The following is an 11,426-nucleotide window of genomic DNA, read 5'->3' on the forward strand; positions in this document are numbered from 1 at the left end:
TGAGACACGCAAGGCTGCGGCTAGAACAGCCGCGTCAGCCAGTAGAAGGCGGCGCCGATGATCGCGGCGGCGGGCATGGTGACGATCCAGGCGATGACGATGTTGCCGGCGACGCCCCAGCGCACCGCCGAGGCGCGGCGCGCGGCGCCGACGCCCATGATGCAGCCGGTGATCGTGTGGGTGGTCGAGACCGGGATGCCGAGCCAGGTCGCCGAAAACAGCATGATCGCGCCGCCCGTCTCCGCGCAGAAGCCCTGGTGCGGGGTCAGACGGGTGATGCGTGAGCCCATCGTGTGGACGATCCGCCAGCCGCCGAACAAAGTGCCGAGCCCCATCGCCGCCTGGGCCGAGAGCACCACCCAGAAGGGCACGTAGAACTCGCTGCCGAGCAGGCCCTGCGAGAAGAGCAGCACGGCGATGATCCCCATCGTCTTCTGCGCGTCGTTGCCGCCATGGCCGAGCGAATAGGCGGCGGCCGAGACGAGCTGCATCCGGCGGAACGACTTGTCGGCGGTCGGCGCGTCGACCCGGCGGAACAGCCAGGAGGTGAGGATCACCAGCAGCAGGGCGACGAACATGCCGAGCGTTGGCGACAGGAAGATCGCGACCGAGGTCTTGAGGACGCCGGACCCTTCGACCACCGCCAGGCCGCCCTTGGAGATGCCGGCGCCGAGCAGCCCGCCGATCAGCGCATGGCTGGAGCTGGAGGGGATGCCGAGCGCCCAGGTGATGAGGTTCCAGACGATCGCGCCCATCAGCGCGCCGAACACGACGGCGGGATCGATGATGTCGGCCGAGACGATGCCCTTGCCGATCGTCTCGGCGACGTGGAGGCCGAAGAACAGGAAGGCGATGAAGTTGAAGAAGGCGGCCCAGGCGACCGCGACCTGCGGGCTCAGCACCCGGGTCGAGACCACCGTCGCGATCGAATTGGCGGCGTCGTGCAGGCCGTTCAGGAAATCGAACAGCAGGGCGACGCCGATCAGCGCGACCAGCAGGTAGAAGGGGAGCGCGCCGTCCATCAGGCGTGGTCGATCACGATGCCCTGCATCTCGTCGGCGACGTCCTCGAGCCGGTCGAGCACCCGCTCGACATGGCTGAAGATCTCGCGGCCGATGAAGAAGGTCATCGGCCGCTTCGCGCCGTGCGCCTGATAGATCGCCTTGAGGCCGGCGGCATGGAGCTCGTCGGCGCGGCCTTCCAGGTGGACGATCGCCTCGGTGATCTGGTGGAGCCGGTGGGCGTTGCGGCCGACATGCCTGAGGAGCGGCACGCCCTCTCGCACCAGCCGCGCCGCCTCCGCCGCGAGTTGGCTCATCTCCAGCAATTGCGGCTCGAAACTCTCGACCTCATAGAGGGTGATCGCCTTGGCGGTCTGCCACATCTCGTCGAGGCTGTCGTCCATCGCCGAGGCCAGAGCGGTGATCGCGCTGCGGTCGAACGGGGTGATGAACGAGCGGCGCACCGCGACCAACACGTCGCGGGTGACGTCGTCGGCGGCATGCTCGTGCTGGGCGATGCGGCGGCAGGATTCGGCGACGCTCTCCTCGCCCGAGAACATCGCCACCATCGCGTCGGCGCCGGCGACGAGGATGTCGGCGTGGCGGCGGAACATGTCGAAGAAGCGGTCCTCCTTCGGCATGATCGCGCGGAAGATGTTGAGCATGCCCCACCCCTTGGCTCTGTCTTCGGACCTCTCCGGTCGCGCGACCGGCACATTGGCCCCTGCCGGCCGGAACGAGAGGATCAGCGCGCGCAGGCTCCGCTCGGCGACAGAGCCGGCGGCCTCGGCAATGCTGAACCAGCGTGCCGAACGCTCGTGGCGCTCGGGCCAGTCGTCGAGCTGGCGCGTCACCTTGAGCGGAAAGACGCGCACGTCGACGGGCATGACCTGCCCGGCGCGCTTCTCCTTCACATAGCGATAGGTGCCGACCGGCACGTCGCCGACTTCGCCTTCGACCCCGGCTTCCTCATGCGCCTCCAGCAAGGCCGCTTCCTGAGGCGAAAGCTTGGGGTCGGGGTTGCCCTTGGGAATGATCCAGCGGCCGGTGTCGCGCGAGGTGATGAGCAGGATGCTGACCGCGCCCGACGATTCGACCCGGTAGGGCAGGACGCCGAACTGCTCGATCGCGGGGGCCGGGGCTGTAACCATGTGGTCATCTAGACGTCACAATTCCGTAACGCCAGACGTGCCGCGGCGGTGCCTACTCTCCGAATGCCGCCTTCAGCTCGTCGAGCCAGGGATCGGCCGTGCCGTCGCTCGGCGCGCGCCAGTCGCCGCGGGGGCTGAGCGCGCCGCCGGCGGAGACCTTGGGCGAGTTGGGGATGGCGCTGCGCTTGTATTGCGAGAGCTGGAAGAAGCGGAAGAGGAAGATCTCCAGCCATTTGCGGATCGTGGCGAGGTCATATTCGCGCCTGAGGTGGTCGGGATAGTCGAACGGCCAGAGATGCGCGCCGGCGTCCTTCCAGGCCTGATGGGCGAGGAAGGCGACCTTGGACGGCGGCTGGCCGCTCCTCAGGATGTGATAGAGGAAGAAGTCGTGCAGCTCGTAGGGACCGATCCGGTCCTCGGTCGATTGCAGGCCGCTCGTCTCGTCAGCCGGCACCAGCTCGGGCGAGATTTTCGTATCGAGGATGGCCTGGAGGACGCGGTTGGTCTCGGCATCGAACTGGCCGGTCTTGATCACCCAGCGGATGAGATACTGGATCAGCGTCTTGGGCACGCCGGCGTTGACGCCGTAGTGGCTCATCTGGTCGCCGACACCGTAGGTCGACCAGCCCAATGCGGTCTCGCTAAGGTCGCCGGTGCCGACGACGAAGCCGCCGCGCTGGTTGGCCAGACGGAAGAGATAGTCGGTGCGAAGGCCTGCCTGCACATTCTCGAAGGTGATGTCGTAGACCGGCTCGCCCTGGGCGAAGGGATGGCCCATGTCGGCGAGCATCTGGCGGGCCGCCGGCTTGATGTCGATCTCCTCGCCAGTGATCCCCAGCGCGTTCATCAGCGCCCAGGCATTGCCCTTCGTTTCTTCGCCCGTCGCGAAACCGGGCAGGGTGAAGCCGAGCACGGTCGAGCGCGGCAGGCCGAGCTGGTCGCAGGCCTTGCAGGCGACGATCAGCGCATGGGTGGAATCGAGGCCGCCCGAGACGCCGATGACGAGGTGCGTTCCCGCCGTCGCCTCGAAGCGGCGGACCAGGCCCTGCACCTGGATGTTGAACGCCTCGTAGCAATCCTGGTCGAGCTGGTCGGCGCGGTTGGGAACATAAGGGAAGCGGCGCAGGACCCGCTCGAAGCCGATGTCGGCCATAGCGGGCCGGTGCGCGAAGCCGACGCGGCGGAACTTCGTCTCGGGGTCGCCATGGGCGTGCGCGGCGTCGTTGAACGTGCCGGTGCGCATCCGCTCGAGACGAAGGCGCTGGACGTCGATGTCGGCGACCGCCAGTTCGGCGCCGCGGTCGAAGCGGCCGGTGGCGGCGAGCAGTTCGCCGAGCTCGTAGATCGAGCCCTGACCGTCCCAGGCGAGATCGGTCGTGCTCTCGCCCGGCCCCGAGGCCGAGAAGACGTAGGCGGCGGCGCAGCGGGCGGACTGCGACGCGCAGAGCAGCGCCCGCTCGTCGGCCTTGCCGATGGTGATGTTGGAGGCGGAGAGGTTGCAGAGGATCAGCGCGCCGGCGAGCGCGCCATGGGTGGAGGGCGGCAGCGGCGCCCAGAAATCCTCGCAGATCTCTGCATGGAGGACGAAATCGGCGAGATCGTCGGCGGCGAAGATGAGGTCGGCGCCGAAGGGGGCATGCTGGCCGGCCAGCTGGACTTTGAGGCCGGCGAGGCCGACGCCCGAGGCGAACCAGCGCTTCTCGTAATATTCGCGGTAATTGGGAAGAAACGTCTTGGGTACGACGCCGAGGATGACGCCGCGGGTCAGCACGACCGCGCAATTGTAGAGCCGGCCATTGCGGCGCACCGGCGCGCCGACGAGGAGAACGGTGCCAAGCTCGGCCGTTTCCTTCGCAAGCCGGCCGATCCCGGCCTCGACCTGGTCGAGGAAGGCGTCCTGCAGGTGCAGGTCGTCGACGGCATAGGAGGAGATGTTGAGCTCCGGGAAGATGGCGAGATCGACGCCGCGCTCCGCCGCCGCTTTCGCCAGCGCGACCGTCTGGTCGACGTTGAAGGCGATGTCGCCGGCCGAGGCGGGCGGGCTCGCCGCGGCGACGCGCACGAAGCCGTGGCGGTGGATCGCACTGAACGGGAGCGTCTTCTTCGCCTCCGCCACTAGAGCATCTCCGTCATCATCTCGATGCCGACCTCCATTGCCGCGATCCTCGTAGCACCGCGGCCGATAGTACCGAAATGCTCTTCGCGATGCGCCGTCACCCGTCCCGCTCGCGCACAGGCGAAGTGGACCAGCCCCGGCTCGTCGCCTTTGTCGGCAAAGCCGGTGATGGCAAGCGCGAGGTTGGCGCGCGACCGGGCGAGCGCACCTTCGGCCATGGCGACCGCCACTGGCTTCGACACCGCGCCTTCGCGCAAGATGAGGTTGGTCGGCACGCCGAGCAGCTCCGTCTTCGCTTCCTCGCTATAGGTGACGAAACCGCGGTCGAAGACATGGGCGACGCCGGGCACATCGGTCAGCAGTGAGGCGAGCATCCCGCCGGTGCAGCTCTCGGCGGTGGCCAGAACCAGCTTCCGCTCGCACGCCTTTTCGAGTAGCCGCCGCGTCGCCTCCTCGAGCGCCACAGGCAACACGGGTGACAGCGTTTCGGCCTCGCCCAAAATAATCTCTCCTGCCTCGAGCCGCTGCGGGGAACCGGTCCCCTGCGCCGATTGTTCCGAGGACGCAATCAGGAGGTAAGTCGCATGGCGAAGACCAAAGCGAACAGCCGCTCCGACAGCAGCGGCCAGGAGGGAACCCAACCGCTCATGAAATGGACACGCAACCGCACCATCATTGCCGCCGCGGGCGCCGCCGTGGCGGCTGCCGGCGCCGCACTGTTCACCTTTGGCCGCCGCAAGGTGGAAAGTGGCGAACGCGACGCGGCAGCCCACAGCACCGGCAAGGTCGAGCCGAGTCACGGCGCCACCCGCTCAGCCGGCCCCGATGCAATGCGCGACCCGCCCAAGGACTGGGAGAAGGTCGACCAGGCCTCCGACGAGAGCTTCCCGGCAAGCGACCCGCCTCCGGTCGGGTCGCGAGTGGATTGAACTCAATGCCGTCACCCCGGCGAAGGCCGGGGTCTCAACGAGTCGCGTCGTGTCCTCTTGTCCTGAGATCCCGGCCTTCGCCGGGATGACGATCAGTCGCGGTCCTTGAGGTAGTAGCGCTCGATCTCGGCGAGACTGTCGTCGAGCTCGTAGACGATCGGCTGGCCGGTCGGGATTTCGAGGCCGGTGATCTCCTCGTCGGGGATGTTCGACAGGTGCTTGACCAGCGCGCGCAGGGAATTGCCGTGGGCGGAGATGAGGACGCGCCGGCCGTCCTGCAGCGCCGGCGCGATCCGCGACTCCCAACAGGGCAGCACGCGCGCGATCGTGTCCTTGAGGCTCTCTGTCGAGGGAATCGCGATGCCGGCATAGCGGCGGTCGCTGGTGAGGTCGAATTCGCCGCCCGGTTCCTGCGCCGGGGGCGGGATGTCGAACGAGCGGCGCCAGATCTGGACCTGGTCGGCGCCGTGCCTGGCCGCGGTTTCCGCCTTGTCGAGGCCGGTGAGGCCGCCATAGTGGCGCTCGTTCAGGCGCCAGTCCTTCTCGACCGGGAGCCAGAGCCGGCCCATCGCCTCGAGCGCGATGTTCAGCGTCTTGATCGCCCGGGTCTGGAGGCTGGTGAAGGTGAGGTCGAAATCCAGCCCACGCACCGCGAGCAACTCGCCCGCCGCCTTGGCCTCCGCGACGCCCTGCGCGGTCAGGTCGACGTCCCACCAGCCGGTGAAGCGGTTTTCGAGATTCCAGGCCGACTGGCCGTGGCGGACGAGAACGAGACGGGGCATCAGCGCCGATACTCCGCGACCCGATCGATCACCGTATGGAGCGCGTCGAGGCAGGCGCGGGCGAGCAGTCGGCAGCGCTCCGGCGACCAGCCGTAGACCGGGTCGGGCAGGTCGTCATTGTCCTTGAACGGCATCTCCAGCGTCATCGAGACCGCGCCGAACCGCTCGGCGAGCTGGGCGGTGGACATGGAGAGGTTGGCCTGGCCGGCGGCGGGGATCTCGTAGCCCTTCGAGGTCTGGAAATCGGGCGTCGCCGCCACCAGCGCCTCGCTGAACGCGTCGAACAGCGCCTGCTGCTCCGGCTTGAGGGAGGGGATACCCTCGAAGCCGGCGAGGAAGTTGGCGGCGATCGCCTCGTCGCCATGGACGTCCATCGCGAAGTCGACGCCGGTCTTCTTCATCTCCTCGAGCACATAGTAGACTTCCGGGCTCTTCTCGAGGCTCGGCGCATGCCATTCGCGGTTGAGGTTGATGCCGGCCGCGTTGGTGCGGAGGTGGCCGCGCCTCGACCCGTCCGGATTCATGTTCGGGACGATATGGAAGGTCGCCTTCTCGCGAAGCCGCCGGGTGACCGGATCGTGATCGTCGAGCAGCCGCTCGATCGCGCCTTCCATCCACCATTCGGCCATCGTCTCGCCGGGATGCTGGCGCGCATAGAGCCAGACCTGCAAGGGGCCGCCGGACAGCTCGAAATAGTCGAGCTCCTGGCCGTCGAGCGTCTGGCCGAGCGATCGGTAGGCGAGGCCCGGGAAGGAGGCGACGGAGGCGACCAGCTCGTGATGGCGCTCCATCGTGTAGGGCGCGAAATAGGCGAACCAGACGCTGTCGGACGCGGGCGTTGCCGAGATGGCGAGGGTGCCGTCCCGATAGGCGGTGTCGACCCGCTCCCACTCCTCGCGGTCATAGGACATGCAGGCGCGATAATTGTCCCAGCCGTGCGGATAGGCCGCGCCGGCGCAGTTGAGGAGGTTGAGGGTGAGCGGGCGGCCGCCGGCCCCGGTCACGCGGAAGTAGAACCACTGATAGAAGTCGGACAGGTGATCGGTGACGATCTCGAGGTCGATGCGCTCGCCATCGATGGCGACCACACGGATGTTGCCGCCGTCGAAGGCGCTGGAAACGGAAAGGGTCATTGCGTCCTTGATTGGTAAAAGGGGGAGTCAGCGGACCCTGATAGTGCGGCCGGACTCGCCGGGGAAGTCCTGAAACAGGGCGACGGCGAGCCGATCCGTCGCTTCACGGGCATCGGAGAACGGCGCACCGATTCGCGCCTCCATCTGCGCTCGACCTTCCCAGGCGACGGTGGCATCGGAGCGGCGCTGGATGCGCACGGAGAGCTGGGTGACGATGATGGGGCCGGACCGGCCGAGCGGGATGGTGCCGCCGACGCCCACGCCGACCCCGCCGCCGCGCCACCCGCCGGTGCCGCCGCCGACGCCGATGCTGAGCCCCGAGCGGCTGCGCGCCTCGCGGCTGCCCTGCTCGACGCCGACCACCGCGACCTGCTCGGAGCGCGCATTGCTGCGGGTGACGTTCCAGCCCAGCCGGATGAGCTCGCGCTCGACCGGCGCGGCGAGCTGCTGGAATTCCAGGGTCCCGGCCTCCGAACGGTCGGCCGGCTCGATGACGATCTCGCCGCGCGCGATCGGCTGGCCGAGATGGAAGCGGGTGACGGAGGCGCCCGACGCCGCGCCGCCCGTGTCCGTGGCGCAGCCTGCCATCAGAGCCGCCGCCATGAAGATGGAACCGAATCGCGCGATCGTTTTTTTCATCACCCACCTCCTCGGCAGCGAACGAAACTGTATAGGACCTGTAACGATCCTAAGCGGTTTTTCGCTGCATCCAACAGCGAAGGAAAGGAAAGTTCGTGAGCGACGCGCGCGTACCGGTTCTCGTGACCGGCGGGGCCGGCTATATCGGCAGCCATGCGGTGTTGGCCCTGCTCGATGCAGGCTGGCCGGTGGTGGTCATCGACGACCTGTCGACCGGGTTCGAATGGGCGGTGCCGAAGGCCGTGACCTTCGTGCGCGGCGACGTCGCCGATCAGGACCTGGTCGCAAGGATCATCGCCGAGCATGATATCGGCGCGATCATGCATTTCGCCGGATCGATCATCGTGCCGGAGTCGGTCGCCGACCCGCTCAAATATTATGGCAACAACACGGTGAAGAGCCGGGCGCTGATCGAGAGCGCGGTGAACGGCGGCGTCCGCCACTTCATCTTCTCCTCGACCGCGGCGACCTACGGCATTCCGGAGACCGTGCCGGTCCGGGAGGACATGCCGACCCAGCCGATCAATCCCTATGGCTGGTCGAAGCTGATGACCGAGCGGATGCTCGCCGACACGGCTCACGCCCATGACATGAACTATTGCGCGCTGCGTTACTTCAACGTCGCCGGCGCCGACCCCCGGGGGCGCTCCGGCCAGTCGACCGCGGGCGCGACCCATCTGATCAAGGTCGCGGTCGAGGCGGCGATCGGCAAGCGCGGCCATGTCGACGTGTTCGGCACCGACTATGACACGCCCGACGGCACCGGCGTGCGCGACTATATCCATGTCAGCGATCTCGCCGCCGCCCATGTCGCCGCGCTGGAGAAGCTGATCGCCGAGCCGGAGGCCAGCCACATCATGAACTGCGGCTATGGCCGCGGCTTTTCGGTTCTCGAGGTGCTCGACAGCGTTGACCGGGTGACCAACCTGACGATCGAGCGACGCCTGTCGCCGCGCCGGGCCGGCGATCCGCCGCTGCTGATCGCCGACAATGCCCGCATCCTCGGCACCGTGCCGTGGCGGCCGGCGCGCGACGATCTCGACACGATCGTCGCCGACGCGCTCGCCTGGGAAAGGGCGCTGGCCGAACGGCACCGCTAGCTGGTCTTGCCTTATCGCGTCATTGCGAGGAGCGAAGCGACGAAGCAATCCAGTGTGGCGCCCGAGGCTGCGCTGGATTGCTTCGCTGCGCTCGCAATGACGGTTTCAGACTCGGGGAAGGATTTGCCAATCGGCTGCCGCTTTCGAGAATAAGCATGCCGAACCGGCTGCGCACCGGTCACGATCGTGCAAAGTTGCGCGGCCGCGCTTTCCCGCATTGCAGCGAAGCCGCCCCGGTGGTTGTTTCCCAACCCCACGATTCGTCAACAGGGGAACCCAGCAATGAAACTCGCTTCCACGCTTTTCCTCGCCGCCGGCCTGGTGGCTCTCAGCGCCTGCGGGGGCGGCGCCGAGACCAACGTTGCGGCCAACAACACCGCTGACGAGCTCTACAACCTGACCGACGAGGATCTCGGCGGCGACAACCTGCTCGACGCCAATGCGGTGCTCGGCAACGCGGCGGACGCGAACCTCGCGGCACCGCCGGTCGACGCCAATGCGACGGCGGAGAATGTATCGAACGGCCTCTAGGCTCCTTTTACCGCGGAGGTCTCCCTAGGTTGAAGCGGTAGCCTGGCCCCCGGTCTCTCCAGGAGATCGGGGGCTTTTTTGGCTTTGCGGAGCCCGCGCGTGTAGGTCTCCCGCGTGCACTCTTGCATGGAAGGCTCCTGCCATGAATGCCTGGATGCTGCTTGCCGCCGCGATCGTGCTGGAGATCTGCGCGACCAGCTTGCTCAAGGCCTCGGCCGGCTTCACGCGGCCGCTCTACGGGATCGGCTCGATCGCGCTCTATACCTTGTGCTTCTGGCTGCTCGCCTTCGCCTTCACGCGAATCCCGGTCGGCGTCGCCTATGCGATCTGGTCGGGCGTCGGTATCGTCGGCATCGCGCTGATCGGCGTCTTCCTGTTCCGCCAGCCGCTGACGCTCTCGCAGATCGGATTCATGGCGCTGGTCGGCATCGGCGCGGTCGGGCTCAGCCTGGTGACGCCGGCCCAGGCGATGCACTGAATCATCGCGCCAGCTCGACCTTCGGGAAATCGCGGGACCAGATTTCGAGCTGGTCCAGCAGCCGGCTGAGCTCCGCGCCCTTTTCGGTCAGCGCATAGGCTTCGCCGCGCGCACCGGTCGGACGGCAGATGAGGCCATAGCGCTCCAGCGCGACGATCCGCTCGGTCAGGACCTTAGGGGTTGCCGTGGGCAGGCAGGCCGCGATCTCGCCGAACCGTTTTGGCCCCTGGGCCAGATGATAGAGCGTCAGCGCACTCCAGCGATGGCCGAGAAACGCAAGCCAGGCCTCGACCGTGCATTCGCTGGCAAGGCGGAAGAAATCGGCATCGAACAGCTCCTCGGGCGGCGGCGGGAGCTCGGGCTCGACCACGGCTAAGGCTGGCATCGTCATCTGGCTACCCGTTTGGAAAGGAGCGGTCCGACGTGCTGTGTCGCGCAGTGGATGCGAATCGGCAAGGGAGTAGATCGATGACCAGACGCGAATTTTTGACCACGAGCACGGCGGCGGCGGGGCTGATCGGCAGCGGGCTGGGAACGGCCGCGCGGGCCGAGGCGCCGCGCGAATGGCGGCCGGCGGAATTCCATGCGGCGCGGCGCTTCCTCGACACGCAGTTCGGCCGCATCGCCTATGTCGAACGCGGCATCGGGCCGGCCGCCCTGTTCCTGCATGGCTGGCCGCTCAACGGGTTCCAGTGGCGTGGCGCGATGGCCGGGCTTGCTGATATCCGGCGGTGCGTGGCCGCGGATTTCATGGGCCTGGGCTATAGCGACGTCCCGGCCGATGCCGATCTGTCGCCGATCGCCCAGAGCGAGATGGTCGTCACGGTGATGGACGTGCTCGGCATCGAGGCGGCCGACATCGTCTCCAACGACAGCGCGACCGCGATCGCCCAGCTGCTGGCCGCCCGCCATCCGCAGCGGGTGCGCTCGCTGCTCATCACCAATGGTGACGTCCACACCAACAGCCCGCCGGCCTTGCTCGAGCCCGCGCTGGCAGCGGCGCGTGCCGGCGAGCTGATCCGCAATTTCGACCGCCAGCTTGCCGACAGTGCGTTCGCGCAATCGAGTGAGAGCGGCATCACCCTGGGTCCGGTCTACACCGATCCACGCATCCTCACGCCCGAGCTGCTCGAAACCTATCTGCGCCCGCTGGTCACGGGCGAGAAGCGGCGCAGTCAGGCGCAGGGTTATGGTATCGCCTTCGTTCCCAATCCGCTGCTCGCGATCGAGCCGGCGCTGCGCCGGTCGGCGATTCCGGCGCGGATGGTCTGGGGGACCGCCGATATCCTGTTTCCTCCTGAGTGGGCCGCGTGGCTCGACCGGACCCTGCCGGGCTCGCGCGGAGTCCGCTACGTGGAGGGCGCAAAGCTGTTCTTTCCTGAAGAATTCCCGGACACGATCGTCGAAGAGGCCCGGTCGCTCTGGGAGGGCATTTGAGGATGGCCGTCATGTCGAAACGGGCGGACCTCGTTCGTCGCAGGATCGGCAACCCATGAAGCCCACTGACACGATGAGGAGACCCGCGATGACCAAGATGATCTTCCTGAGCCTGCCGGTGCAGGACCT

At 67.5% G+C, this 11,426-nt stretch carries 13 protein-coding genes; 5 read left to right on the forward strand and 8 right to left on the reverse strand.

Annotated elements, in window-relative coordinates; genetic code table 11:
• Positions 1-20: 20 nt before the first annotated feature.
• The 4 genes from RCO27_RS19155 to RCO27_RS19170 are packed head-to-tail and all read right to left on the reverse strand — an operon-like array spanning position 21 to position 4,771.
• Positions 21-1,022: an anion permease gene (locus RCO27_RS19155; RefSeq protein WP_309004328.1), complete on the reverse strand. Its 1,002-nt coding sequence runs from the start codon at positions 1,020-1,022 to the stop codon at positions 21-23.
• Positions 1,022-2,152 (reverse strand): DUF47 family protein, encoded by a 1,131-nt coding sequence (locus RCO27_RS19160; protein WP_309004329.1) that lies wholly within the window; start codon positions 2,150-2,152, stop codon positions 1,022-1,024. The genes RCO27_RS19155 and RCO27_RS19160 overlap by 1 nt, the downstream gene beginning before the upstream one ends.
• Positions 2,153-2,204: 52 nt before the next feature.
• Positions 2,205-4,268 carry an NAD(+) synthase gene (locus RCO27_RS19165; RefSeq protein ID WP_309004330.1) on the reverse strand — a complete coding sequence of 688 codons (2,064 nt, stop codon included), beginning with the start codon at positions 4,266-4,268 and terminating at the stop codon, positions 2,205-2,207.
• Positions 4,268-4,771: a CinA family protein gene (locus RCO27_RS19170; protein WP_374990399.1), complete on the reverse strand. Its 504-nt coding sequence runs from the start codon at positions 4,769-4,771 to the stop codon at positions 4,268-4,270. Before RCO27_RS19170 ends, RCO27_RS19165 begins: the two co-directional genes overlap by 1 nt.
• Positions 4,772-4,852: 81 nt before the next feature.
• Here RCO27_RS19170 and RCO27_RS19175 point away from each other — a divergent pair, with 81 nt between their 5' ends.
• Positions 4,853-5,197 (forward strand): hypothetical protein, encoded by a 345-nt coding sequence (locus RCO27_RS19175; protein ID WP_309004332.1) that lies wholly within the window; start codon positions 4,853-4,855, stop codon positions 5,195-5,197.
• Between the two features lie 92 nt (positions 5,198-5,289).
• On the opposite strand, the gene gpmA is transcribed toward RCO27_RS19175, so the two are convergent.
• From gpmA to RCO27_RS19190, 3 genes are read right to left on the reverse strand one after another with little or no spacing between them, the layout of a single operon-like run.
• Complete coding sequence (gene gpmA, locus RCO27_RS19180; RefSeq protein ID WP_309004333.1) at positions 5,290-5,979, reverse strand: 2,3-diphosphoglycerate-dependent phosphoglycerate mutase; 690 nt, start codon at positions 5,977-5,979, stop codon at positions 5,290-5,292.
• On the reverse strand, positions 5,979-7,112 hold the full coding sequence (locus RCO27_RS19185; protein WP_309004334.1) for a M14-type cytosolic carboxypeptidase: 1,134 nt from the start codon (positions 7,110-7,112) through the stop codon (positions 5,979-5,981). The genes gpmA and RCO27_RS19185 overlap by 1 nt, the downstream gene beginning before the upstream one ends.
• 27 nt (positions 7,113-7,139) lie before the next feature.
• Positions 7,140-7,751 carry a DUF4136 domain-containing protein gene (locus tag RCO27_RS19190; protein ID WP_309004335.1) on the reverse strand — a complete coding sequence of 204 codons (612 nt, stop codon included), beginning with the start codon at positions 7,749-7,751 and terminating at the stop codon, positions 7,140-7,142.
• Between the two features lie 95 nt (positions 7,752-7,846).
• Between RCO27_RS19190 and galE the strand changes: the two genes are divergently transcribed.
• The 3 genes from galE to RCO27_RS19205 all read left to right on the forward strand — a co-directional run bounded on the left by galE (position 7,847) and on the right by RCO27_RS19205 (position 9,860).
• A complete protein-coding gene (galE, locus tag RCO27_RS19195) occupies positions 7,847-8,851 on the forward strand; it encodes a UDP-glucose 4-epimerase GalE (RefSeq protein ID WP_309004336.1) in 1,005 nt (334 codons plus the stop codon).
• A 282-nt stretch (positions 8,852-9,133) separates the two neighbouring features.
• Positions 9,134-9,382: a hypothetical protein gene (locus RCO27_RS19200; protein WP_309004337.1), complete on the forward strand. Its 249-nt coding sequence runs from the start codon at positions 9,134-9,136 to the stop codon at positions 9,380-9,382.
• Between the two features lie 142 nt (positions 9,383-9,524).
• Positions 9,525-9,860, forward strand: a complete 336-nt coding sequence (locus tag RCO27_RS19205; protein WP_309004338.1) for a multidrug efflux SMR transporter — start codon at positions 9,525-9,527, stop codon at positions 9,858-9,860.
• Between the two features lies 1 nt (position 9,861).
• On the opposite strand, the gene RCO27_RS19210 is transcribed toward RCO27_RS19205, so the two are convergent.
• The gene (locus RCO27_RS19210) at positions 9,862-10,251 is read right to left on the reverse strand and encodes a helix-turn-helix domain-containing protein (RefSeq protein ID WP_309004339.1); all 390 of its coding nucleotides are present in this window, start codon (positions 10,249-10,251) and stop codon (positions 9,862-9,864) included.
• Positions 10,252-10,328: 77 nt separating this feature from the next.
• Here RCO27_RS19210 and RCO27_RS19215 point away from each other — a divergent pair, with 77 nt between their 5' ends.
• Positions 10,329-11,297 (forward strand): alpha/beta hydrolase, encoded by a 969-nt coding sequence (locus tag RCO27_RS19215; protein WP_309004340.1) that lies wholly within the window; start codon positions 10,329-10,331, stop codon positions 11,295-11,297.
• The last annotated feature ends 129 nt before the right edge of the window (positions 11,298-11,426 follow it).

The sequence above is a fragment of the Sphingosinicella sp. LHD-64 genome (genome assembly GCF_031157375.1).
Classification (GTDB): domain Bacteria; phylum Pseudomonadota; class Alphaproteobacteria; order Sphingomonadales; family Sphingomonadaceae; genus Allosphingosinicella.